Source organism: Pseudomonas graminis (assembly GCF_001705435.1).
Taxonomy (GTDB): Bacteria; Pseudomonadota; Gammaproteobacteria; order Pseudomonadales; family Pseudomonadaceae; genus Aquipseudomonas; species Aquipseudomonas graminis_B.
In genome coordinates this window covers 183,537-206,360 of record NZ_MDEN01000062.1, presented here as the reverse complement: position 1 = coordinate 206,360, position 22,824 = coordinate 183,537, and the positions used below count along the sequence as shown (strand labels likewise).

Below are 22,824 nucleotides of genomic sequence, written 5' to 3'. Positions count from 1 at the left end.
GACGGGCATCAATGGTAAAGCGGAACCTGTCGACGAGCTATCCCGGGGCAAGTCGCGCGGCTCGCCCCGGGCTCGACGGAATGACTTAGTAAAGCGTGTCGGCGATTCGGCCCGGCAGCGCCTTGTCATACGCCTCGCCGTCGATGGCCGCCTGGGACACCTCTTTGAGAATCTGCCCCGCTGTCGGCAACGCGCTGCGCGGCACCTGCTTTGACGCATCCCACAGCCCTGCCCTGATTACCGCTCGGCTGCACTGGAAATAGACGCTGGTGACGGTGATGCGCAGCACCGATTTCGGCGGCTTCCCGTCCACGGCAAAACGCTCCAGCAGCTTCGGTGAGATGGATATCTGCGCCGTGCCGTTGACGCGCAGGGTTTCGCCGACGCCCGGGACGAGAAACAGCAGTGCGACGCGCGGGTCTTCGACGATGTTACGCAGGGTGTCGATGCGGTTGTTGCCGCGCCGGTCCGGCAGATACAGCGTTTTGCTGTCTTCGATGTGCACGAAGCCCGGCTGATCGCCCCGCGGCGAAGCATCCAGGCCGCCAGCGCCCGACGAGGCGAGGATCACGAAGGACGCCGCTTCGATGAACGACCGGTAGACCGGGTGGATGTGGTCGACTTCCTTGACCAGGGACGGCGGCGCGATCGGGCCATACACCGCTTCCAGTGCCTGTACGGTGGTCAGGTATGAGCTGTCTTCAAGGTCCATTGTGGGCTCTCTACAATTTCTTCGTGGCTGGACAGGTTCAGCATGCTGTGACGTTTCATGCCCGTTCGGGGCAATAGTGCCAGACGCGTGTGGCAGATTGACCGGCGATCTGATTCACTGCCTGCCTTTTCACCGTCCAGCATCTGCACACCGGGTAAACAGGCATGAACCGTCGCAAGAAACTCAACCAGATACTCAAAGCCAACGCAAAAAAGGCAAGTGCCAAACTGGCGCCGAAGAACAAAGACATATACATCAGCAAGGCCGACCGGTTGAAGCTGGCGGCGGAGGCGAATGCTGAAGCCGCTTCAGATCCCACGACCGAATCCGCGCCTGGAGCGGCCAGCCCTTCCGAGCCGGTTTGAACGCCCTCAGTTTGCAGCGCCACTGCCGACGCCTTCCCGTTGTAGGACCGGCTTCAGCCGGGAACAGGCCAGCGGCGACGCCCTCAATTTTGCAGCGTGATTGCCGACGCCTTCCCGGCTAAAGCCGGTCCCACAGAAAGCGCGCGGTGTCAGTAGGACCGGCTTCAGCCGGGAAGAGGCCAGTGCGTACGCCATCAATTTTGCAGTGCGACTGCCGACGCTTTCCCGGCTAAAGCCGGTCCCACGGAAAGCGCGCGGTGTCAGTAGGACCGGCTTCAGCCGGGAACAGGCCAGCGGCGACGCCCTCAATTTTGCAGCGTGATTGCCGACGCCTTCCCGGCTAAAGCCGGTCCTACGGGGGCGCGCGGTGTCAGTAGGACCGGCTTCACCCGGGAAGAGGCCAGTGCGTACGCCATCAATTTTGCAGTGCGACTGCCGACGCTTTCCCGGCTAAAGCCGGTCCCACGGAAAGCGCACGGTGTCAGTGGGACCGGCTTCAGCCAGGAAGAGGCCAGTGCGTACGCCATCAATTTTGCAGTGCGACTGCCGACGCCTTCCCGGCTAAAGCCGGTCCTACAGGGAGCACGCGGTTTCATAGTAGGACCGGCTTCAGCCGGGAAGAGGCCAGTGCGTACGCCATCAATTTTGCAGTGCGACTGCCGACGCCTTCCCGGCTAAAGCCGGTCCCACGGAAAGCGCCGGCTTTAGCCGGGCAGCGTCTTCGATCACCGCCCGTACACGATCGGCATCGGCGGCGGTGACCGGGCTATACACGATCATCGACAGGTCCAGTCGTCCGTCCACCGCAAAATTGGAGTATTCCAGCTCAATGACTCCGTGGGGATCGTGGCGCAGGCGCTTGGTGCCTTCGCCCTGAAGCCGCACGTCGTTGTCCTGCCACAGCGCCGCAAACTCGGGGCTCAGGGTGCACAGTTCTTCAGCCAACTGGGTGACCTCGGAAGCAGCACCGGCGCGGGTCGCGTCCCCCCGAAACGCCGCGACGATGAAACGCGCGACAGCGTTCCAGTCTGCCTGCCGGGCCTGGGCGCGCGGGTTGCAGAACATCAGGCGCAAGATGTTCCGCTGCCCAACCGGCAGCAGGCTGTAGTCGGTGAAGACCGCCGCCGCTGCGGTGTTCCAAGCCAGCACGTCCCACGTCGCCGTCTTGATAAACGCGGGGCTGAACGCCAGGGTATCGAGGACGCGTTGCAAGCGCGGCGTCACCCCGTCAGGCGCGCTGTAGACCACTTCCGGCGGATGGCCGAAGGCGAGCATGAACACGTGCTCGCGCTCGGGTGCGGTCATCAACAGACTTTCGGCAATCCGGTTCAGCACTTGGGCCGAGGGTGCACCGCCCCGCCCCTGCTCCAGCCACGTGTACCAGGTCGCGCTGATATTGGCGCGCTGCGCGACTTCTTCCCGGCGCAAACCCGGCGTACGTCGTCGGCCGGAAAAACCGAAACTGGCCGGATCCAGACGCGCCCGGCAATCCTTCAGATACGTGCCCAGCAAATGAACAGACGGGTTGGCCATGATGATCCTGTTAGTTCGTATACCCTGATAACGTCACGTCTTTTAAGCGGATAAACGTTACGCGCATCCTGCCGGCTTCAGCAAAAGGAGTTTTCAGCAATGCGCGTATTTCTTACCGGCTCCACAGGTTTTATCGGTTCCCGGGTTGCTCGGGAATTACTCACCGCAGGTCATCAGGTGATGGGGATGACGCGTTCCCAGGCCGGCGCCGACGCACTGCGGGCCATCGGTGCCGAACCCTGTCGCGGCACCCTTGAAGACCTCGCCAGCCTCAGACGGGGCGCTGATTTGTGCGACGCGGTCATTCACACCGCGTTCGATCACGACTTCGCCCACTTCATTGACAACTGCCAGAAAGACGCCTGTGCCATTGCCGCGCTGGGCGAGGCGCTGAACGGCTCGCAACGCCCGCTGCTGATCACTTCGGCGACGCCGATGGGCTCGTCGGCACCGGGCGAGCCTGCCGATGAGGATCATTTCAATCCCGAGCATCCCAACCCCCGGGCCGCCTCGGAACTGGCCGCAGAGGCGCTTTTACAACGCGGCCTCAACGTCGTGGTGATGCGCCTGTCGCAAATCCACGACACGGCCAAACAGGGCTTGGCCACCGAACTCATCAGACACGCGCGGCAGACAGGCGTCTCGGCTTACGTCGATGAAGGTCTGAATCACTGGTCCGCCGCGCACATTTCAGACACTGCCCAGCTGTATCGTCTCGCGCTGGAAAAATACCAGCCCGGCGCTCGCTATCATGCAACCGCCGAAAGCCACATCCCATTCCGCCTCATTGCCCAAACCCTGGGCGAAGGCCTTGGCCTGCCCGTTGCGTCGGTGCCGGCGGACGAGGCGATGGCAAGGTTCGGCTGGCTGTCGAGCTTTGTCGGGCGAGACATGGCGAGCCATAGCAACAAAACCCGCGAACGGTTGGACTGGGTGCCGACCGGGCCGGGGCTGATCGAGGATCTCAAAGGGTGTTTTCAGCAGCGGTGAATGATTCGTGGAGACAGAGCTGCCGCGTCTAACGAAAGGCCCGTGCGCGCCACGGGCTACAACGCGTCAGAACCCCAGGAGAAGCGATAAGCGCGAACAGGCGCCGGCGGCTGGCAGCGACCATCATCCGCGTCGGGCCCGACGATCAACCACTCGGCCCTCGACGTTGACCCCAACTGGCGAGCCTTGGCCGCTACAAAACAGCGCTCAACCTCGGCGGCGGGCACCAGGGCAAAGGCGGATGGATGGGTGCGCAACCAGAGCGCGGCGTGCCCGACGGCGGATTGATCGGCAAACCCGAAATGCACCACCGGCTGGCGCGCGAAAAGCCAATGCCCTTCTCGCCAGCCGACCAACACCAGTTCGGCGCCGTCAGTCAGCCGGTCCGCTTCGACCATGAGGGCCTTGTGGGGATTAGGCCCGTCGGTGTAAGGCTCGACGAAGCCACGGGCGAACCACAGGCAAAACCAGGTCACCACCGCCACGCCAAACACGGCGCGGGCTTTCGGGCGATCGCCAAACCAGCGTCGCAGCAGCCACGGAATCAGCGGCGCGGCGGCCAGCACCAGGCCGGGTAACGCCGGGAAGATGTAGATTTTGCGCTTGCCGGTGCTCAGGCAGAAAAACAGCACCACCAGGACCACCCAACCCAGCAACAGCAGTATTCGGGCGTCGCGCTTTTGCAGTTGGCGACGCCAGGCGGGAACCAGCCACGGCAGGGCCAGCACCAATGGCAGCCAATACTGCGGGATGACGGTCAGGAAATACCAAAACGGTTCGCGGTGATCCCACGCCGACGCGTAGCGGCCACCGGTCTGGTGAAACAGGATCTCCTTCAGGTACGCCACCTCGTCAGCGCCACCCTTGAGCCAGACCGTGGCAAGCAGCGGGACAACCCAGACCGCACACCCGGCCAGCACCAGCAGAAAACCGGTCGCCCAGCGAAGCCCCTGCCCCGGCATGACCGCCACACCCGGCCATCGCTTGCGCACGGCGTAGCCGTAGGGCACCAGCATCAGCGCCGGCAGAAAACCGACCCCCTTGCTGATGATCCCCAGGCCCATCGCCAGACACCCCAGGTAGAACCAGCCCCACGCCGGCCCCAGCAGAAGATGCCGAACCGTGCCGTAGAAGCCCAGCGCGACCCACAGGCACAGGAAGCTGTCGATCTGGCCGGTGCGCAGGATGCTGTAGGTCTGGTAAGTCGCCAGAAACAGCAGCGCGGCAATGCGCCCCACCCTGCGGCACCAGAGGCGCCGGCCCAAATCGTACAACACCGCCGTGGCGGTCGCCGCCGAGAGCAGGCCCGGGATGAAGAGTGCCAGCGAAGGCGAACCGGTCAGCCAGGTGAAAAGCGCCACTGTCCACATGAACAACGGCGGCTTGTCACCATAGATTTCCCCGGCCCGATGGGGGATCAGCCAGCTGCCGCTGTGGAGCATTTCCAGTGCGACGCCCAGAAAACGTTCTTCGTCGACATTCAGCGGCTGCCTGATGCCAAAGCCGGCGCCGACCAGCAGCAGCGACAGCACCACCAGCGCCAGGCATTGCCACGCGGGAGAATGAACACGTCCCACCGGCTATTCCTTCAGGTCTTTGTGTTTGGCAATCAGCTGCAGGTTGCGCAGGTAAACCACGAAGCCAAATGACTGGCCGATGATGAACACCGGGTCTTCCCGGTAGATGGCGTAGATCAGCAGCAATGCGCTGCCAAGCATGCTCAGGTACCAGAAGCCCACCGGAATCACGCTGCGTTTCTTGATTTCGCTGTACAGCCACTGCAAGACGAAACGGCCGGTGAAGACCGCCTGGCCGAGAAAGCCCACCGTGAGCCAAAGCGCTTCGCGGGTGAAATTCATCCGTTCATCTCCTCGGGCCGGGTATTGAGTCGCGTGCGGCGCACCAGCCACCAGACGCCGAACAGGTCGAGGATGCCGACCAGCGCCCGGTCCAGATTGCCGTAGTTGGAAACGCCGGCCTGTCGGTGCCGGTGGTGAACCGGATGAACGATCATTCGGCCATGATGGCGCTGGATCAACGCGGGGATGAAGCGGTGCATGTGATCGAAATAAGGCAGTCGCAGAAACGCCGCTCGATGGATCAGCTTCAGCCCGCAGCCTGTGTCCGGCGTGGCGTCCTTGAGCAGGCGGCTGCGCAAGGCATTGGCGAAACGGGACGCCCAGCGCTTGCTCGCAGTGTCTCGCCGGTTGACGCGGTGCCCGGCCACCAAGGTCAGTGGCTCAAGTGGGTTCTGGTCGTTGCCCTGCCCTGCATCGCGCACCAGCGCCAGCATGCCGGGCAAATCGGCAGGGTCGTTCTGGCCGTCGCCGTCCAGCGTTGCCAGCCACTCACCGCGCGCGGCGTGTGCGGCATGCCAGATCGACGTGCTCTGCCCGAGGGAAACATCGTGGTGCAGGATCCGAAGGGGTTCGAAGCCTTCGGCCTTGATCTGCTGCAGCACACGCAGCGTGTCGTCGGTGCTGCCGTCGTCGACCACCCACACCTCATAGCGCTCCCCGGCCAGCGCGGCGCGTACTTCATTGAGCAATGAAGGCAGGTTCTGCGCCTCATTTTTTGCCGGGATCAACACCGACACGAACACCGATTCACTCATCACGCCCACCGCGTCGCTTGTTTTGATTGTCTGGCCGGTTGTGCCTGTCTGGCCGGTTGGCCCTGTTTGCCGGGGTAGAAATCGCAATACCAGCGCACGAATTCGGCGACGCCCTGCTCCACCCCTGCCTGGGGGCTGAAGTCGATCCATTTCGCCAAGCCGGACACATCGGCCCAGGTCTGCAGCACGTCCCCCGGCTGAAGTGGCAGATAGTTGCGCTTGGCCTGAATCCCCAGCGCCGACTCCAGGCAGTGAATGAAGTCCAGAAGCTTCACCGGCGCGCCTCGCCCGATGTTGAACAGCTGACACGGGGCGATCCCGTCCACGAGCGGCGGCGGTCCGGGCAGCAGCCGGCTCATCGACTCCGTGATGTCGTCGATGTAGGTGAAATCCCGCGCCATCTCGCCGTCGTTGTAGATATCGATGGGCTCGCCGTTGAGGATGGCCTGGGTGAATTTGAACAGCGCCATATCCGGCCGTCCCCAGGGACCGTACACGGTGAAAAACCGCAGGCCTGTCGCCGGAATCCGGTACAGATGGGAATAGCTGTAGGCCATGAGCTCGTTGGCGCGCTTGGTCGCGGCATACAGGGAAACGGGCTGCTCAACCGCGTCTTCCACCGCGAACGGCATCTTGGTGTTGGCGCCGTACACCGAGCTGCTCGACGCATAAACGAGGTGCTTTACCGGGTAGGCCCGGCAGGCTTCAAGGACATTGAGAAACCCGACTAGGTTGGCATCGGCGTACACGGCCGGGTTGTCGATGGAATAGCGAACCCCCGCCTGCGCCGCAAGATGAATCACCTCGCTGAAGCCGTACGCGCTGAAAAGGCCACGCAATGCGCCTTGGTCGATGATGTCGATTTGCTGAAAGTGAAAGCCTGGGAGGTGTTCAAGCTGTGCGAGCCGGGCACGCTTGAGGTCAACGCTGTAGTAATCGTTGAGGTTGTCGATGCCCACCACGTGAACGCCCTGGCGGCACAGTTTTCTGGCCATGTGAAAGCCGATAAACCCAGCCACCCCTGTGATCAGAACCGTCATTGCGCTATCGCCCAGGGGCGGCATCGAGCCTGGGTAAGTGCTGCGTATCCTGCGCATGAGACCGTGACATTCATTTCATGAGTCCTTTTTACAGAGCCAGCCCACCGCCCGTGATCACCGGGATGGCTGTCTGACGCTGTCGGATGCTTGATCAAGCGACATGAAACTGTGTCACAGCAATATTTAAGCAATGTGAATGGGGTGAGCGGCACATCGCGTGAAGCGATCGAGACGTTGACCGAGCGAAGTCCAGAGCCGTTGGGCCATCGGCTCTAGCGCAGCCCTGACGGCTTTTTGTCGCCGACAGGCAGCCTCGTTCGCATTTATTGACGCCCATACGGTCAACTCGAGAGCGTCATTCCCATCAAGTTCCATGTCAAAAGGACAATGTCATGGCTTCAACCGACCGCAAGCCCACCATCGATTACACCGTAAGAACCGGCCCGGGGACCGTGCAGGTGGACCCCTCCACGGGGGGCGATCAAACCTGGAGCGTCATTCTCCAGCCTGACGGCAAGATCATCGTCGGCGGCGAAAGCTTCCAGACCGCCATTGGTTATCCGGGCTCCCCCGGCGATGAAAGCTATGGCACGCGAGGCAGCTTCACGTCGGTGCGCCTCAACAGCGACGGCAGCCTGGACAACAGTTTCGGCCAGGACGGGATTGCCCTCGTGCCCGCCAGCCTGGATCCGGAAGACGAGGCTTACTACGTGATGGCGGTCCAGGCCGACGGCAAAGTCCTGTCGGCGCAGCCCGGGCCTGGCGGTTTGAAAGTCGAACGCTTCAACGTGGATGGCACCCTGGACACCACGTTCGGCAAAGGCGGCGCCGCAGCACTTGATGTACCGATCAGCACCGATGGAATGGCGATTTACGCCACAGCCGACGGTTCGGTGTACGTCAGCGCTCGCGGCACCTCGCAAGCAGTGGTGCTCAAGCTGGACAGCAGCGGGGCTCCGGCAGAGGATTTCGGTACCGAAGGCGCGCTTATCCTCAACCCTGCCGGACGTTACGGCACCGGCAATATCGCCACCGTTGTGCAGCCCGACGGCAGCGTATTGCTCGGCAGTTGGCTGTACGTGGGTTCCGACGGCCCCCACGACCCGGGCGATCCGGTTTATGCCGTTCAGCGACTTGCAGCCGACGGCAACCTGGATACCGCGTTTGGCGTGGACGGCGTGGTGTACTTCGATACCGCGCTGGGGCTGGACTACCGTTCTGCGATAACCGTGCAAGCCGATGGCAAGATCATCATTGCCGGCGAGAGCAATGACAACAACGCCTTCAACGTACTGCGGCTGAATGCCGATGGTTCCTTCGACACTTCCTTTAGCGACGATGGCAAGCTCACGATTCGGGTGCCTCAAGGCGAGAAGAACTATGCCCACTCTGTGGTTGTTCAGCCCGATGGCAAAATCCTGATCGCCGGCGACGTCATCACTCGACTGAACGCCGATGGCAGCCTGGACACCACCTTTGGCAGCCAGGACGGTCAATTCCATGTGGATGGCTCCAGCGAGGCCAATCACTTGCTTGGCAACGACACGGCCGAGATCATCCGCGGTCTGGGCGGTGACGATCTGCTGCAAGGCGGGGGTGGCCGTGACGTGCTGGCAGGCGGGACCGGCGCAGACATTTTCCGCTTCAGCCAGATCAGCGACAGCTACCGTACCGCTACGGAAACCGGTAGTGACCGGATTCTGGACTTCGACGCTTCCCAGGACCGTGTAGACCTGATTGCATTGGGCTTCACCGGCATTGGCGACGGCCACAATGGCACGCTGGCCATCCAGGCCAACGCTGAGGGCACCCGCACCTACCTGAAAAGTTTCGATGCCAACGCTGACGGGCAGCGCTTTGAACTGGCGTTCGAAGGCAACCTGACAGGGCAATTGAACAGCACCAATCTGGTGTTCACCGCCCCCACCGTCGAAGGAACGGCTGGAAGGGACGTGATCACGGGGAGCGCCATGTCGGAGGTCATCTACGGCCTGGCCGGTAACGACCGCATCGATGGTGGCAGAGGCTCGGATGTGATTATCGGCGGCGCGGGTGCCGACCTGTTGAGCGGCGGCGACGACCCGAACCTTTCGGTCTACGGCCGCAACGGCATCAATGACGCTGACGTGTTCCGTTACACGGCAGCCACTGACAGCTACCGCACCGACACCCAGAGCTTCGTGGACCTGATTGACCGGTTCGCCAACAACAACGACAAAATCGACGTGTCGGCATTGGGCTACACGGGTTTCGGAGACGGCACCGGGACGACGCTGAAGATGGTCTATAACCACGATCTGGACCGCACCTACCTGAAGGATGTGGAAGCGGACGCTCAGGGCCATCGGTTCGAAATCGCCCTCACCGGCGACTGGACCCAGGACTTGGGCAATACTGAAATGATCTTTGCGCAGGCCGAGGAAGTGACCCTGGTGGGCATGACCAGCGAGGTTGCCCTCGGCTGACAGGCTGGGTGCATCGAGGGGAACGGCTGATGCGCGTTCCCCTCTTCCAACGCTTAGAGCCGGTGACCTGCATCGACCAACTCGTTATAGGACCTCAAGATCCGCATCGGTGCCGCCTTGGCTGACTCGTCCAACAGCGCGCCGTAGGCGTCGATCGCTTTCGAGGCCTCGACGAGTTGCACAGCAGACAGCGGGTCGTTTTCTTTCCCCAGTTCGGCATCAACAGGCCTCCGCCCTTGCGGTAGCACGGGGCACAGCGCATGATGCCGGACTACTTTTTCCAGCACCGGTTTATCGATGGCCCACCATCCCGCCCCCTTTCCTTTCAACGAGGAAGAGCGTGTCCTCTCGCTCGAACACCTGGACGTGCTGGACAGTGCCAACGAGAAGGCATTCGACGACATTGTTCTATTGGCGACCACTTTGTGCGACGCGCCCATTGCGCTGGTGTCGCTGGTCGATCGGGATCGTCAGTGGTTCAAAGCCTGCATAGGCCTTGAGGTGCAGGAAACCCACCGGGATCTGGCGTTCTGCGGCCACGCGATCCTGGACCCCGCGCAGGTGCTGGTCGTCGAAGATGCGGCCGTTGACCCTCGCTTCGCTTCCAGCCCGCTGGTGCTCGGTCCTCCCTATATTCGTTTCTACGCCGGTGCGCCCATTGTCACGGACAGCGGCGCGGCGCTGGGCACTGTCTGCGTGATCGACACACAACCCCGGCAACTGAGCGAACGCCATTCCCTTGCCTTGCAGGCACTGGCACGGCAGGCCGCTGCCTTGCTCGAGGCCCGCTGGCTGAGCACACAGCGCGCGAAGCAACTGACGCAACTTCAGGACCAATTCAAACACGCCGAGCAGAACCAGAACGAAGTCACCCCGCTGCTGGATAGCTCGAGGGGCATTTCATCCCTGGGAATGCTGACGGCGAGCATCGCCCATGACTTCAATAATTTGCTGCAGAGCGTGAGCGCTGCGTTTCAATTGATCCGCCTGCGCTCCCGACGGCCAGTAGACGTGGAGCGCTTCGCCGAAACCGGACTGCAAGCCGTTGAACAAGGTCGGCAGTTGATCGGCTATTTGATGACCAGCGTGCGCGGTGACGGGCCTGAACTGATCTGCATCGATGTGACCGCTCGCCTTCACGGTGCGCAGTCGCTGATGCGTCACTCGATGAGCGAAACCATCGACCTCACGTTCGATCTCGCCGAATGGGGCTGGGGCGTTCTCTGTCTGGAAGCTCAACTCCATGCGGTCGTCATGAACCTGCTGGCCAATGCACGTGATGCCCTGAAGGGTAGCGGTCAGGTGCATCTGTCCACGCGCTGGGTGCATGTGGAGGATGATTTATCGCTGCAACAGGGCGACTACCTGGTCGTGAGCGTACGGGACAACGGTCCCGGCATGGCCCCTGAAATAGCAGGCCGCGTGTTCGAGCCTCTTTTCACGACCAAGGCGACCGGCCAGGGCACGGGGCTGGGGTTGGCGCAGGCAAAGGATTTTGCGATCAAGTCGGGCGGTGACGCGCGCATCGAAACGGCTCCGGGAGCGGGTACGACGGTGAGTCTGTATCTGAGAATCCTGGGCTGTATTGCGACGTCGGAAGCGGTTCAAGCCGTCTGATGATTCGCTGAACTGAACGTCACGCGTCGACATTTCTTTCACATTCACGCGGTATAGTGGCGGCCCTTGTTGGGGAGTAGCCTGCTCTGGACTCATTGTCACAGAGCGTTCGTGTCAACATTCTCGGCGGCCTGCCGTGGCACGAACACCTTCGGGTTGGCGAGACCAACGATGCATCCATGCCTAAAGTCGGGCGTGTGGTTGCGTCGTTGACTCACAGCCCGACTGGAACATAACCGTGAACCCGATTTCCCTCATCCTTCTTGCTTTGGCCATGTCCACGGACGCTTTCGCAGCGGCCATCGGTAAAGGCGCGAGCCTGCACAAGCCTCGTTTGATAGAAGCGCTGCGCACCGGCATTATCTTCGGTGTGATTGAAGGCATTACGCCCTTGATCGGCTGGCTGATCGGCCAGGCGGCCACGTCTTATGTCGAGAACTGGGATCACTGGATTGCCTTCACGCTCCTCTTGGTGCTCGGCGTGCACATGATCTACAACGGCCTCAAGCACGAAGAAGCCGAAGAAGAAAAGCCCAACCAGCACTCCTTCCTGATATTGGCCGTGACGGCCTTCGCCACCAGCATCGATGCGCTGGCCGTGGGCGTTGGCCTGGCGTTCGTCAACGTGAATATCCTGGTGGCCGCCGCCGCCATCGGTGTCGCGACAACGGTCATGGTCACCCTCGGCGTGATGCTGGGCCGCGTGCTGGGCACGGTGGTGGGCAAACGCGCTGAAATCATCGGCGGCATTGTGCTGATGCTGGTCGGCGCGACGATTCTTTACGAGCATTTGTCGGCGGCGTAAACGACGATATGAGCGCACATGAACCGTGCGCTTCAGTCGTCAAACCAATAGTTCAATATCCGACGCCGCGCACCCCGCCGGACGCCCTGATGGATTCGCCGGTGACCCAATGGGAATCGCCGGAAGCCAGGAACACGGCCAGAGGTGCAATGTCCTCTGGCTCTCCAAAACGCCCCAGAGGTGTGCCCGCCAGTATTTTCTCTCCCAGCTCGCCCGCAAAGTGGCCGGCCGTTGCGGGTGTGTTGGTGTGGCCCGGCAGGATCGAATTGACCCGGATGCCCCGCGGCCCCAGCTCCCTGGCCAGCGCAAAGCTCAAGGTGTCGACCGCGCCCTTGGTGGCCGAGTAGACACTGGAGGCCAGGTAGGGATCGGTGCTCAGGATCGAGCTGATGTTGATGATGCTTGCCCCAGGCGCCATCAGCTTGACTGCTTCTCGCACCGCGAGCAGGTAGCCGAGGACGTTCAGGTTGAATTGTGTGTGGAAGGCTTCCTCGGTGAGGTCGTCAATCATCTGGAACACCGCCACCCCTGCGTTATTGACCAGCACATCCAGGGTCCCGTACTGCTCGCGAACCGTGTCGAACAGGCGCGTGACCTCAGCCCCCTGACTCATGTCCGCTTGCACGGCGATGGCAGAGCCGCCCTGGGCGGTGATGTGAGTGACCATCTCCTCGGCGTCGGCCCTGCTGGAGGCATAGTTGATAATGACCGTTGCGCCCTGGTTGGCCAGCGCCTTGGCGATTCCGGCGCCGATACCTTTCGAGGCACCCGTGACTACCGCGATTTTTCCGTTGAGTTTCATACCGTGACCTTTTGAAATGAGGTGTTGTTGAGCGTCGTTACTGTCCGTGGTGAGCACCGGTCGCGAGCACCGGTCGTGAGCACCGGACCTGGAACGAGCCGCGTGCCCCCAGTATTCGGTCAACCACCGGGCTAGCGTTTGCCGGTTGTTCGCACATCCTTGCCTGATCTTCTCAAATGGCTTGCCAGGCACCGCGGTGTAGCCCACGGTGGGGTATGGAAAATCCAATCGCAGAACTGCGCCGCATCGTGATGAGCGCCCAAAACACCTGGACGGACACAGGTCTGCCCCGCGTTGCAATGGTCTGCGCCGAGGCCTGCGCAGATCAGGTCTACCAGCCGATGCTGCATCTGGTACTCCAGGGCACAAAAAGCCTGTCGATAGGCGATGAGGTTTTTCGCTACACCGCAGGCCATTATTTTCTGGTGCCGGTCGACGTGCCCGCCACGGGCCAGATTCACGCCGCAGCGGCCGATCAACCCTATCTGGCGGTCAGCCTGACCCTTGATCTGGATGTGATTGCGACGCTGCTGATGGAGGTGAACACGGCACCAGGGGCAGCACAAAGCGCGTGCTTTCAGGCCGTGTGCGCGTCGGATGAGATGCTGGACGCTTGGGTGCGGATGATGCGGCTGGTCGATCGTCCCCATGAAGCTGGAGTCCTCGCCCCGATGATCGAACGCGAGATTTTGTATCGTGCGTTGCAGGGGTCACTGGGCGGCATCCTTCGTGACATGGCGCGCCCGGATGGCCGGATGACACAGATCCGCCGTGTGACGCAGTGGATTCGCGGGCATTACACCGAGCCTTTCCGCGTCGAGCCCCTCGCACTGATGTCCGAGATGAGCGTTGCTGCCTTTTATCGGCATTTCAAGTCGGTCACAGCCATGACACCCATTCAGTATCAAAAACGCCTGCGCCTGTTACGGGCTCGCTGGTTGCTGCTGTTCGACACCCTGGACGCCACGTCCATCGCTTACAAGGTCGGCTACGAAAGCGCTTCGCAATTCAATCGCGAATACGCCCGGCTGTTCGGCCTGCCTCCCCTGCGGGACGCCGCGCGGTTCAAGTCGCCCCTCGCCCCAACCGGCGATACCACTGCCCCACCGGCAGCCCCCTGACCGGAACTACCTGGCTGACAGGTCGGTAATGACCGTGCCCGCGATGCTCAGCGCAAACCCGCCGCCGAACACCTGCGAAGGGGCTGTGAACCCCCGCCGCCGCTCACCGCCCAACACACGGCGGGCAGCTTCAACCGCAGCGAGTGGTGTGTAGGTGTAGCCGTTCACGGTTTCGATGACCGACCGCGCAATCGAGCCATCTGCCCCGGTGATCTCAACCGCCGCGCGGGCCCTATGGGCATCACGCGCTGCAGCGTCGGGGCCATCGTGAAGCAGTGAGAGGTCGCCCTCTGGAAACGCTTCGCCCGAGAGGTGGACATACATCCTGATGTCGGGAATGGCGGTTGCATGCCACGCGGTCACGAGATCCCCGAACGAGAGCGGCACACAGAGCATCGGTCCCTGGCCGAAATCAAACTGACGCGGCGGGGCATCAGGTGTCGCGACAAGTTCACCCGCCACCCTGGCGAGCACACCGGCGCCGATGATTTCGCTGACGCTCTTGGCCGAGCCCCGAGACATCGACCCCGGCACTTGCAGCGCGATGCGCAGCGAACGCGGTTGATCAACGCGCCTGGCGACATGCAGTGCCAGCGCGTCGGTAGGCACCACGTCCCAGCCCACGCCCGGCAGCAACATGACGCCCTGTGCAAAGGCTTCAGCGCCCAATCGTTCGGCCAATCGGTACACGTTGATTTCGGCGGTGATGTCCAGATAGTCCACGCCGGCGTGGATGCAGGCGCGCATCAAAGGTTCCGCCGTGTGGGCAAACGGGCCGGCGAAGTTGAGCAACACCGAGATCCCTGACAGCGAAGCGGCGGCATTCGCGTCGGCATCGAATACCCGATAAGGCACTTGCAGCTGCGCAGACAGTGCTTCGAGACGCTGACGATTGCGCCCGGCGATTTCGAACACCAGCCCCTGGGCTTTGGCGCGTTCTGCTGCCATGCGCCCGGTGTAGCCCGTGGCGCCGTAGATCAGCAGCGGGCTCATTGGGCGTGCTGCCATTTTTTGCAGACGAATTCCAGGCTGTAGCCGTCCGGGTCCAGCACATTGGCGGCGTAGTAATCAGGGTCGTAGTGCAAGCGTGCGCCGGGCGCGCCATTGTCCACGGCTCCGTGATCCATGGCGGCGGCGTAAGCGGCATCCACTTCGGCCTTGCTGCTGGCGACGAAGCCGACATGGACAGCACGTCCTTCGACTACTCCCTCGCGCAGCCAGAAAAACACCCGACCGTTGGCGCCGAAGCCTTTGAGGTCCGGATGACCCGGCGGGCCGTCCTTGCCGTCGTAGTCCAGCCGTGCCGTGACGCCCAGAGGTGCGAGCACCTGCTCATAGAAGCGGACGGCACGTGGGACGTCGCTCACTGACAGAAAAATATGATCCAGCATTCTCGAAATCCTCCCGTGGTCAGATGTTGTAGCCGCCGGCGACTTCAAGGGTCTGGGCATTGATCCAGCCGCTTTCGTCGGACAGCAACATGGCAATCACTCGGCCGACGTCTTCCGGTTCGCCCACTCTGCCGAGCGCGGTCTGCGCCGCCAGCATCGCTTCGAACGCATCGTTGAGGCCGCCGCCCAGCTCTGTGCGGATGGCGCCCGGTGATACCGCATTGGCGCGTATTCGCCGGTCGGCAAATTCTTTGGCCATGTAGCGGGTCAGCACTTCAAGGCCACCCTTGAACGCGGCGTAGGGAGCAACGCCGGCCGTGGCCACTCGCGTCGTGGCGCTGGTGAGATTGACGATGCTGGCGTTGTCCGCGAGTAACGGCAGCAGCGCCTGAGTCAGAAAAAACGGGCCTTTGAGGTGCACATTGAACAGACCGTCGAACTGCGCTTCGCTGACCGTTGCCAAGGGGTTGAACAGGCCATAGCCGGCGTTGTTGACCAGGCCACTCAACGTGGCGGTCGCCCAGGTTTCGCGAAGTGCCGTGACCACGGATTCGCGAAACGCCTCGAAGCTGCCGACGTCGGACACGTCGAGTTTCAGCGCAACGGCCTTCCCACCGGCCTGTGCAATGCGCTCGACGACCAAAGCCGCTGCCTGAGGGTTGGCGTTGTACGTCAGGATGACACCCATACCCAGTTTCGCCGCGTGTTCGGCTGCACTGGCACCGATCCCGCGGCTGCCGCCTGTGATAACGATAACGCCCATGTCGTGTTCCTCTGTGATTCAAACGTGGCTCCACAGTACTCATCACAGAGACCGAGGACGTGTCCGTTCCTGCTCGGAACCTGCCCGTTTCTGCTTTTCCCTTGCGCGGCATGACGCTCAGCCCTCAGCATGCTGCCCATGGAAAAACAACTGAATGAACTCCGATTGCTTGCGGCCGGTGCTGAAAACCGTCGCACCGAAACGGGCATACCCCGGGTGGCCATGGTTCAGGGCAAAATCCCCGAGCATCTGCTGGCAGCGGTGTATGACCCGATGATCAACGTGATTCTGCAAGGCAGCAAAAGCATGACCGTGGGGGATCGAACACTCAGGTATGACCCGGCGACCTACTTCGTCATGTCCATCGATCTGCCTGCGGTGGGTTCGGTGCACCCGGCGCCTGCAGGCGAGCCTTATCTGGCAGTCAGCCTGACGCTGGACCCGGCGGTGCTGGCGACGCTGTTCGCCGACCTGCCCAAACCTGCCAGCCGCGCTGAACAGGATTCGGGGTTTTCCGTCGCATTGATGACCGATGAACTGATGGATGCCTGGGTGCGAATGCTGCGACTGATGGGCGACCCCGAAGCGATCGCCGCCCTCGCCCCGGTCTATGAACGGGAAATTATTTTCCGCGTGCTCCAGGGCCCGCTCGGCTGGATGTTGCGCGAAATCGCCGCGCCGGACAGCGCCATGGCCCGGGTCAACATGGCGATCCAGTGGATCCGTCGCGACTTCGCCCAACCCCTGGGCGTGGAGCGCCTTGCCGAGCGCGCTTCGATGAGCGTCTCGGCGTTCCATCGGCATTTCAAGGCGGTCACTCACCTGAGCCCTTTGCAGTACCAGAAGCGGGTTCGCCTGTTGCAGGCCAGAACGCTGATGGTTGCCCATGCCAGGAGCGTCATGGCAGCCGCGTTCGAGGTCGGCTACGAGAGCGCCACCCAGTTCAGTCGTGATTACGCCCGGGTGTTCTGGCTCCCTCCCGCCCGGGATGCCGGCAGGATTCTCAGGGCTACGGGGGTGGTCGCGCGGTCCTAGGAGTAAGACGGGATGTATCAAGTTAAGAAAAAATCAGGACAATTGGTCGAACTGAAGATTTTCTGAGTGCACTGAAGAAAAACTGCATGGGATCGTCGTGAATCAAGGAATTGCGCTATGAATACGGCAATGGTCGCCTCTCCCGTTTTTTGATCCACCACACTCTGTGCCGCGCCGGCGCGCTGGAAAATGGTTTGCTGCTGCCGGTATCTGTGGCCATGAAACGCGAGGAGCGCCTGTATCTGGAGACGTTGCAGTCCTTCTCTCGCCCGGCGCGTGAGTTCTGGGATGTCCGGTGGATTGATCAGTGTCAATACTCGTTCGAATTCACGGGTGATCCCTCGATCTATCGCTTCTGGGATGCCACTTCAGCGGTACGTTTCACTCTGGAAATGGCGAAGCGTGCGTTAGAAGTGGAACTTCGGGAAGAGACAATCTTTCTTGAAAACTATGACAGGGTCGTGCGGACGGTAAATGAGGTCTACGACGTGCGCGGCAGCGACTTGGCCAACCTCGTGATGATGTGCCTGACGAATAACGGGAAAGTTTCCAACAACCGTCGCAAGCAGTACCAATACTCGGTCCAGCCTGAGGTGTTCGACTACATTGAGCAGGTCACACAAATGCTGCTTGATCAGCAGGCGCAGCAACGGCCACAAGATGAAAACGACCAGTAAATGAAAGGGGATTATCGGTGTGTGCTGCTCACCCGGTATTCAGATAACCGCGCGCGGACACAAGGACCACAGCCACATGAACTGCCATATCCGCAAGGCAACGGATAATGACGCCACCGCGATCAGCCGCGTCATCGTGGCCGCCTTAGGCGAGTCCAATAGCCAGGATTATTCCGCCGCCGTGATCGCCCAGGTGACGCTGAGTTTTTCCCCGTCGGCGATCCTGCGCTTGCTGGTGCAGCGGCAGGTGTACGTGGCGACCCTCGACGAAGAAGTTATTGCCACGGCGAGCCTCGATCAAGCCACGGTTCGCAGCGTGTTCGTCGCCCCGACACACCAGGGCCAGGGCGCCGGCCGCGCGTTGATGGCGGCTGTTGAATCAACCGCCCACTCCCACGGCATCCGTCGGTTACGCGTGCCCTCCTCCATCACGGCCGAGGGCTTCTACCAGTCCCTGGGCTACTCGACCGTTCGGGATGAATACCACGGCGAAGAGCGGACGATCATCATGGAGAAGGCGCTGACGCCTCTGGCCTAGTCAGCGACGCCACACCCGCCCTTCGGGGCTGACCACCCAGGGCAAGCGGTCCGCAATAATCTGCACACCGCCGACCCACCGCTCTGCGGGCTCAAGATCAAGCCAGTTCACTTCCCCGCGCACGACGCGCTCACCCAGGGCCGTCAGCCGGACGAGTCGCTTGGGCCATTCGCTGCCCGATTGTTCGTGCAGCAGCGGGTGCGGTGCGTCGATGAGCGGTCTCAGCAGCGCGTTGAACATCATGTCGCCCAGATACGGCAGCGGCTCATAGGTCAGCATCAAATGACCGAACACCTTCCCCGCCGGCATCTCGCCTTTCTCCGCGAGAATGCGCAGGGTCAGCCGCTGGGTCAGGCTCAAGCCATCCTCTGCGCCGGGCAGTTCCTGCAGTTGTCTTGCCAGCGCGGGACCGAGCAGCGGCAGCGCCGAATGGTGCTGTGCCGCAAGCTCGGCCCAGCGAGTCGGGTCCGCTGCGGTGTAGGCCGCCCATACCTGCCGCGCCAGTGCCAGTGCGTCTTCACCGATGGCGCGCCGCTGGGGCCAGAGCCAGGCGAGCACGTCCGGGGCCAGTTGCCCGATGCCAATGAATCGCTCGACGCCGGGCACGCGGTTGATCTCGATCAGCTCCAGCCTGCGCGGGACGCAGGGCAAACTCGCCAGCAGCCGAACCAGAAACAGCTGATCGTAGGCATCGGCTTCGCACCACAGGACCAGTTCACTGTCGGCATTCAGGCGTGCCAAAGCCCCGCGCTGAGTCGCCTGCCGTTGCTGAGCATCACGGGCCGACAAGCCGAAGGCCTGCTGGGCAAAGACTGCCCTCACCGCCCAATAGTCGTCGTCAGGCAGCGCGGGAACCGGTCCCATGACCATGGGGTCGTCGAACATCTGGAACGCACCTGCGAAGCCGGCAACGCGCAGGCTGCGCTCGATGTCATTGCCGCAGCGCCAGTGCTGAACCTGTGCTTCACCCGTCGCCGCAAAATCCGGATGGCGGGCGGCAAATCCGACGGCATCGGCATGGGCGATCAATTTGGGCCAACTGGCGAACCCTGCGTCCCGGGCCACCAGCCATTGGGTGTCGGCGAGCCGATAGGCCGGCCCCGGCAGGCCCATCGCGCGCAATTGCGCCCGGGCGTCATCCGCTTCGTGGGTGTTCAGGGCTTTGAGAAGACGTTTTGCGTGCTTACGCAGCGCAGGTACATCGAGCAGACCGTGTTGACGGGACGCATGTGTGGCAGGCATGCCAACTCCTTTGGGGCTCGGTCCGCCGACAAGCCGGGAGCTGGAATGAATGAGTGTGCAACGCTTGCCTTGGAAAACCCCTTCGCGCGGACCGCAGGCGCAGCAGACGCCCGAAGGCGGACTTTAGCCGGAAGGCCGGCAGGATGCAAAGGTGGGGGCGGAAATGGAGGCGGGAGTTGTATGGGACCACGCCGTGAGTATGACCTCACGGCGCGGGCCTACCTCGGTCCACTCCCCGTGCCAGCGCGCAGGGGCAAGACGGGCCTGCCGTTACGTCACACGAGAGCAGTCTCCGGATGATCCTGAGCCACACCTACCAGCTCCACCGACACGGCATCCGCTGGGGTTGATGTACTGGCCAGCGACGTCGGGGCGTCGGCAAATACCATGGATTTTGAAGGAAGAGCGGCCTTGAAATCACCGTCCAGAATCAGTTCGAAGCGATGCCCTTGCACGTCGGCGTCCAGGTCTTTCAGGTAGACCCGGGTGTGCTCGGCGTTGGTGGTGAACTTCAGGGTGCCGTCGTGGCCGTCGCCAAACCCGGTGAAGCCCAAGCCCGAGACATCGATGATGTCATGGGCGGCATCGAAGTCGCCAATGCGGTCTGCATGGCTGGCAGTCGCCGTTCTGTAGCTGTCGGACACCGAGGCAAACCGGAACAGGTCCGAGCCTGCGCCGCCGAACAGCACGTCGGCATCGGCGCCGCCGATCAGGGTGTCGTTGCCGCTGCCGCCCAGCAACCGGTCATGGCCAGCGCCGCCCCAGAGCAGGTCCGCGCCGGATCCGCCATTCAGGGTGTCTGCCCCGTCCTTGCCGTTGATCGAGTCGGCCTTCGCGGTTCCGACGATGGCATCGCCGCCATTGCCGCCGTCGATGGCATTCAGCACGGGGTTGGTCCCGACGTGGTCACCCGCGCCCTGCAGCGATACGGTGTCCTGCAGGTGCGCGAAGGTGTTGCCGTACACCGAGTTGCTGCCGGACTGCCCGCTCTCCTCTGCCACCCCGAAGGTGCTTTTGTCGCCGCCGGTAATGATGTTGTCTGCGAAGGTGTTGTGGTCAGACGGATGAAGCTTCCCGGAGACGCCGCCGCGGTCGTCGAACGGCTGGATCAGCACTTCAGGGATGCCGGCTTTCTGTGCGTTCTCGTGAATCAGATTGCCGCGAACCTCAACGTCCGTGCTGCCGTAGACACGCACGCCGGAGGTACCGTTGTGGTGAATGTCCACGCCGCTGATATCAACGCCGTTGGACAGTTTCACCAACACGCCTTCAGCCGCATTGCCGTACACCTCGCCACCTTCGATGGTGATGTGATAAGGCGAGGGGATGTTTTCGCTGCCGCGCTGGACGACGATGCCGCCCCCGCCATTATCGTGGGAGACGTTGTTCAGGAGCGCCAGATCGTGGGTGGTGGTGACGATGTTGAAACCGTGACGGTCATTGTCGTAGGCCAGGTTGTTGCGAAACGTGCTGTCGATCAGGTAGTCGGCGACGAAGCCGTCGAGCCCGTTGCCGTGGGACACGCTGTTTTCGATGAGCATGTTCGCCGTGCGCTCGTGGGGGTCGAAGCCGTAGCCCGAGCAATCGCGGATCTCGACGCCGGACAGCGTGACATTGGAGTCCTGACCCGGCTGGCCCGGCAGAAAGCCGTTGTACCAGCCATCCACCTTGCCGCTGGTGGCATCGCGATTGCCGTCGAGGGTGAGGTTGCTGACGCCGAAATCGTGGGTTGCCTCGCCGCTCGCCGAGCGGATGATGCCGGTGACAGCCTGGTCGGTGCCATCGGCCAGCTTGAGCACCGTGACGCCCATGCCCTCGCCCTTGATGAACACATTGCTTTTTAGCATCAGCGCGCCGTCGGCAGGCTTTCCGCCCGGGGTCAGGGTCCAGGTGCCGGCAGGAATATACACATCGCCGCCGCCGGCTTTCGCCGCCGCATCGATGGCGGCTTGAATGGCCGCTGTGTCGGACGTATGCCCATCACCGACTGCGCCAAAATCCCGGACATTGAATTGCAGTGTCATAACATGCTCCGTTTCGAATGAAGAGACGGGAGCAGTATGGGCATGCTGTGTGAAAGCTGGGTCATCTGACGGGATAGGTGACGGGCGGTGGGGGAAGTCGATCCGGCCTTTCACTATTCAGCTCAAGCGTCTGCTGCCCATCAGCGTTTGGGGACAATCGGAGATCCGGGGTCGCCCCCCCTCTGTGGGAGCGAGCTTGCTCGCGAAGCTTTTTCAATACTCCGACGACCCGGCGAATGCACTGACGCTTTCGTGAGCAAGCTCACGCCCACACGGACGGCGTCTGCTGCGTGACAATGCGGCGCCATGACCACGGGGTCCCCCACGGGTCGCTACTGACCACAGCGAGAAGGGTCCGGCTGCTTTCGCAAATACTTCCGCGCCGGGCTGGAGATACTTTTAAGACCCTGTTTGGGCAACTCCAGGGTCCGAAACTCCACACCTTCCTCGTCGCATTTGGTCCGTTGCAGGATAAATACCATGTCGTCGGATTCGGCAACTTGGCACCCTTCAAAATGATTCAGGTTCGCGTAATCGAAACGTCGTGCCGTACATGTGGCGGCCTCATCCAGCGCCGCTGTTCGGCCCGTTCCAGAGGGTAAGGTCACCAGCAAGGCCCAGGCGGCGAATAAAAGAAAAGCAATCAAGCCAATGCAACCGACGAAGATGAATGCACCACGATTTCTCGCCGCCCTGTCTCGCGCCTTCACTATCCAACGAGCCGGGTCAGGCTGTCTATCCGTGCTGACCGTTGGCTTTTCAAAAAGAACAATCAGAAGAGTGACGGCTCCCACCAAAGCCATCGCGAACACCATCGCGGCGAGATAAGAACCAAACCCGGCCGCGCCGTAAGCCAGGAATTGCTGCGTGGTGATATTAATTCGGCTAACTGATACGTCCAGCGTCAGGTAAAACTTTTCAAGGTATGCGAATCCGCTGAGCGTAAAAGCGCCCACCATGCTGGCGATGAACAGCGCGGCATCAATCCTGAGATATTTTCTAAAGCGGCTGAGGTTTTCCTGTTGGATCCTTGCATCACTCACGGTGGCACTCTTCCTGCGTAAATTGATCGGCGACCTTCACTGCCTTG

General features: G+C 62.0%; 22 protein-coding genes, 1 pseudogene and 1 riboswitch. Of the genes and pseudogenes, 9 read left to right on the top strand and 14 right to left on the bottom strand.

Annotated features, from left to right (window positions below):
- Positions 1–85 precede the first annotated feature (85 nt).
- A complete protein-coding gene (locus BBI10_RS12990; RefSeq protein WP_065988917.1) occupies positions 86–712 on the bottom strand; it encodes a pyridoxamine 5'-phosphate oxidase family protein in 627 nt (208 codons plus the stop codon).
- A 164-nt stretch (positions 713–876) separates the two neighbouring features.
- Between BBI10_RS12990 and BBI10_RS12985 the strand changes: the two genes are divergently transcribed.
- Positions 877–1,077, top strand: a complete 201-nt coding sequence (locus BBI10_RS12985) for a DUF2986 domain-containing protein (RefSeq protein ID WP_065988916.1) — start codon at positions 877–879, stop codon at positions 1,075–1,077.
- A gap of 639 nt (positions 1,078–1,716) precedes the next feature.
- Here BBI10_RS12985 and BBI10_RS12980 read toward each other — a convergent pair.
- Positions 1,717–2,610, bottom strand: coding sequence for a helix-turn-helix transcriptional regulator (locus BBI10_RS12980; protein ID WP_065988915.1), 894 nt, complete (start codon positions 2,608–2,610; stop codon positions 1,717–1,719).
- 99 nt (positions 2,611–2,709) lie between these two features.
- Between BBI10_RS12980 and BBI10_RS12975 the strand changes: the two genes are divergently transcribed.
- Positions 2,710–3,600, top strand: a complete 891-nt coding sequence (locus tag BBI10_RS12975) for an SDR family oxidoreductase (RefSeq protein WP_065988914.1) — start codon at positions 2,710–2,712, stop codon at positions 3,598–3,600.
- Between the two features lie 56 nt (positions 3,601–3,656).
- On the opposite strand, the gene BBI10_RS12970 is transcribed toward BBI10_RS12975, so the two are convergent.
- From BBI10_RS12970 to BBI10_RS12955, 4 genes are read right to left on the bottom strand one after another with little or no spacing between them, the layout of a single operon-like run.
- On the bottom strand, positions 3,657–5,177 hold the full coding sequence (locus BBI10_RS12970) for an ArnT family glycosyltransferase (protein WP_065988913.1): 1,521 nt from the start codon (positions 5,175–5,177) through the stop codon (positions 3,657–3,659).
- 3 nt (positions 5,178–5,180) lie between these two features.
- A complete protein-coding gene (locus tag BBI10_RS12965) occupies positions 5,181–5,459 on the bottom strand; it encodes a lipid-A-disaccharide synthase N-terminal domain-containing protein (protein ID WP_065988912.1) in 279 nt (92 codons plus the stop codon).
- A complete protein-coding gene (locus BBI10_RS12960; protein ID WP_065989082.1) occupies positions 5,456–6,214 on the bottom strand; it encodes a glycosyltransferase family 2 protein in 759 nt (252 codons plus the stop codon). The genes BBI10_RS12965 and BBI10_RS12960 overlap by 4 nt, the downstream gene beginning before the upstream one ends.
- Positions 6,214–7,254, bottom strand: a complete 1,041-nt coding sequence (locus BBI10_RS12955; RefSeq protein WP_065989081.1) for an NAD-dependent epimerase — start codon at positions 7,252–7,254, stop codon at positions 6,214–6,216. The genes BBI10_RS12960 and BBI10_RS12955 overlap by 1 nt, the downstream gene beginning before the upstream one ends.
- A 392-nt stretch (positions 7,255–7,646) precedes the next feature.
- On the opposite strand from BBI10_RS12955, the gene BBI10_RS12950 reads away from it, so the two are divergent.
- A complete protein-coding gene (locus BBI10_RS12950; RefSeq protein ID WP_065988911.1) occupies positions 7,647–9,719 on the top strand; it encodes a calcium-binding protein in 2,073 nt (690 codons plus the stop codon).
- 53 nt (positions 9,720–9,772) lie between these two features.
- On the opposite strand, the gene BBI10_RS12945 is transcribed toward BBI10_RS12950, so the two are convergent.
- Positions 9,773–10,006 carry a hypothetical protein gene (locus BBI10_RS12945; RefSeq protein ID WP_065988910.1) on the bottom strand — a complete coding sequence of 78 codons (234 nt, stop codon included), beginning with the start codon at positions 10,004–10,006 and terminating at the stop codon, positions 9,773–9,775.
- Positions 10,007–10,016: 10 nt separating this feature from the next.
- Here BBI10_RS12945 and BBI10_RS12940 point away from each other — a divergent pair, with 10 nt between their 5' ends.
- Positions 10,017–11,336, top strand: coding sequence for a sensor histidine kinase (locus tag BBI10_RS12940; RefSeq protein ID WP_065988909.1), 1,320 nt, complete (start codon positions 10,017–10,019; stop codon positions 11,334–11,336).
- Between the two features lie 64 nt (positions 11,337–11,400).
- Positions 11,401–11,562, top strand: a riboswitch (yybP-ykoY riboswitch).
- A 12-nt stretch (positions 11,563–11,574) separates the two neighbouring features.
- Positions 11,575–12,141: a manganese efflux pump MntP gene (mntP, locus tag BBI10_RS12935; protein WP_065988908.1), complete on the top strand. Its 567-nt coding sequence runs from the start codon at positions 11,575–11,577 to the stop codon at positions 12,139–12,141.
- Between the two features lie 52 nt (positions 12,142–12,193).
- Here mntP and BBI10_RS12930 read toward each other — a convergent pair whose 3' ends face one another.
- A complete protein-coding gene (locus BBI10_RS12930; RefSeq protein WP_065988907.1) occupies positions 12,194–12,943 on the bottom strand; it encodes a glucose 1-dehydrogenase in 750 nt (249 codons plus the stop codon).
- Positions 12,944–13,158: 215 nt separating this feature from the next.
- On the opposite strand from BBI10_RS12930, the gene BBI10_RS12925 reads away from it, so the two are divergent.
- Positions 13,159–14,064 (top strand): AraC family transcriptional regulator, encoded by a 906-nt coding sequence (locus tag BBI10_RS12925; RefSeq protein ID WP_065988906.1) that lies wholly within the window; start codon positions 13,159–13,161, stop codon positions 14,062–14,064.
- 6 nt (positions 14,065–14,070) lie between these two features.
- Here the strand turns inward: BBI10_RS12925 and BBI10_RS12920 are convergent, their stop codons facing one another.
- From BBI10_RS12920 to BBI10_RS12910, 3 genes are read right to left on the bottom strand one after another with little or no spacing between them, the layout of a single operon-like run.
- Entirely contained in the window at positions 14,071–15,057 is a 987-nt protein-coding gene (locus BBI10_RS12920; protein ID WP_065988905.1) for a saccharopine dehydrogenase family protein, read from the bottom strand.
- Positions 15,054–15,455 carry a VOC family protein gene (locus BBI10_RS12915; RefSeq protein ID WP_065988904.1) on the bottom strand — a complete coding sequence of 134 codons (402 nt, stop codon included), beginning with the start codon at positions 15,453–15,455 and terminating at the stop codon, positions 15,054–15,056. Before BBI10_RS12915 ends, BBI10_RS12920 begins: the two co-directional genes overlap by 4 nt.
- A 19-nt stretch (positions 15,456–15,474) precedes the next feature.
- Positions 15,475–16,218 (bottom strand): SDR family NAD(P)-dependent oxidoreductase, encoded by a 744-nt coding sequence (locus BBI10_RS12910; protein WP_065988903.1) that lies wholly within the window; start codon positions 16,216–16,218, stop codon positions 15,475–15,477.
- A 138-nt stretch (positions 16,219–16,356) separates the two neighbouring features.
- Here BBI10_RS12910 and BBI10_RS12905 point away from each other — a divergent pair, with 138 nt between their 5' ends.
- The 3 genes and pseudogenes from BBI10_RS12905 to BBI10_RS12895 all read left to right on the top strand — a co-directional run bounded on the left by BBI10_RS12905 (position 16,357) and on the right by BBI10_RS12895 (position 18,468).
- Entirely contained in the window at positions 16,357–17,253 is an 897-nt protein-coding gene (locus BBI10_RS12905) for an AraC family transcriptional regulator (RefSeq protein WP_065989076.1), read from the top strand.
- Between the two features lie 125 nt (positions 17,254–17,378).
- Positions 17,379–17,930: pseudogene (locus BBI10_RS12900) on the top strand (Fic family protein); the annotation flags it as partial.
- A 76-nt stretch (positions 17,931–18,006) separates the two neighbouring features.
- Positions 18,007–18,468, top strand: coding sequence for a GNAT family N-acetyltransferase (locus BBI10_RS12895; protein ID WP_065988902.1), 462 nt, complete (start codon positions 18,007–18,009; stop codon positions 18,466–18,468).
- Here the strand turns inward: BBI10_RS12895 and BBI10_RS12890 are convergent, their stop codons facing one another.
- The 3 genes from BBI10_RS12890 to BBI10_RS12880 all read right to left on the bottom strand — a co-directional run bounded on the left by BBI10_RS12890 (position 18,469) and on the right by BBI10_RS12880 (position 22,777).
- Positions 18,469–19,710: a DUF1835 domain-containing protein gene (locus tag BBI10_RS12890; RefSeq protein ID WP_065988901.1), complete on the bottom strand. Its 1,242-nt coding sequence runs from the start codon at positions 19,708–19,710 to the stop codon at positions 18,469–18,471. It lies immediately after the preceding gene.
- Positions 19,711–19,985: 275 nt separating this feature from the next.
- A complete protein-coding gene (locus BBI10_RS12885; RefSeq protein ID WP_083233113.1) occupies positions 19,986–21,728 on the bottom strand; it encodes a right-handed parallel beta-helix repeat-containing protein in 1,743 nt (580 codons plus the stop codon).
- Positions 21,729–22,066: 338 nt separating this feature from the next.
- Positions 22,067–22,777: a hypothetical protein gene (locus BBI10_RS12880; RefSeq protein WP_065988899.1), complete on the bottom strand. Its 711-nt coding sequence runs from the start codon at positions 22,775–22,777 to the stop codon at positions 22,067–22,069.
- Positions 22,778–22,824: the final 47 nt, after the last annotated feature.

Coding starts and splice junctions, on each gene's coding strand:
- BBI10_RS12990 (WP_065988917.1), bottom strand. CDS start 712: ATGGACCTTGAAGACAGCTCATACCTGACCACCGTACAGGCACTGGAA.
- BBI10_RS12985 (WP_065988916.1), top strand. CDS start 877: ATGAACCGTCGCAAGAAACTCAACCAGATACTCAAAGCCAACGCAAAA.
- BBI10_RS12980 (WP_065988915.1), bottom strand. CDS start 2,610: ATGGCCAACCCGTCTGTTCATTTGCTGGGCACGTATCTGAAGGATTGC.
- BBI10_RS12975 (WP_065988914.1), top strand. CDS start 2,710: ATGCGCGTATTTCTTACCGGCTCCACAGGTTTTATCGGTTCCCGGGTT.
- BBI10_RS12965 (WP_065988912.1), bottom strand. CDS start 5,459: ATGAATTTCACCCGCGAAGCGCTTTGGCTCACGGTGGGCTTTCTCGGC.
- BBI10_RS12960 (WP_065989082.1), bottom strand. CDS start 6,214: ATGAGTGAATCGGTGTTCGTGTCGGTGTTGATCCCGGCAAAAAATGAG.
- BBI10_RS12955 (WP_065989081.1), bottom strand. CDS start 7,254: ATGACGGTTCTGATCACAGGGGTGGCTGGGTTTATCGGCTTTCACATG.
- BBI10_RS12950 (WP_065988911.1), top strand. CDS start 7,647: ATGGCTTCAACCGACCGCAAGCCCACCATCGATTACACCGTAAGAACC.
- BBI10_RS12940 (WP_065988909.1), top strand. CDS start 10,017: ATGGCCCACCATCCCGCCCCCTTTCCTTTCAACGAGGAAGAGCGTGTC.
- BBI10_RS12930 (WP_065988907.1), bottom strand. CDS start 12,943: ATGAAACTCAACGGAAAAATCGCGGTAGTCACGGGTGCCTCGAAAGGT.
- BBI10_RS12925 (WP_065988906.1), top strand. CDS start 13,159: ATGGAAAATCCAATCGCAGAACTGCGCCGCATCGTGATGAGCGCCCAA.
- BBI10_RS12920 (WP_065988905.1), bottom strand. CDS start 15,057: ATGAGCCCGCTGCTGATCTACGGCGCCACGGGCTACACCGGGCGCATG.
- BBI10_RS12915 (WP_065988904.1), bottom strand. CDS start 15,455: ATGCTGGATCATATTTTTCTGTCAGTGAGCGACGTCCCACGTGCCGTC.
- BBI10_RS12910 (WP_065988903.1), bottom strand. CDS start 16,218: ATGGGCGTTATCGTTATCACAGGCGGCAGCCGCGGGATCGGTGCCAGT.
- BBI10_RS12905 (WP_065989076.1), top strand. CDS start 16,357: ATGGAAAAACAACTGAATGAACTCCGATTGCTTGCGGCCGGTGCTGAA.
- BBI10_RS12895 (WP_065988902.1), top strand. CDS start 18,007: ATGAACTGCCATATCCGCAAGGCAACGGATAATGACGCCACCGCGATC.
- BBI10_RS12890 (WP_065988901.1), bottom strand. CDS start 19,710: ATGCCTGCCACACATGCGTCCCGTCAACACGGTCTGCTCGATGTACCT.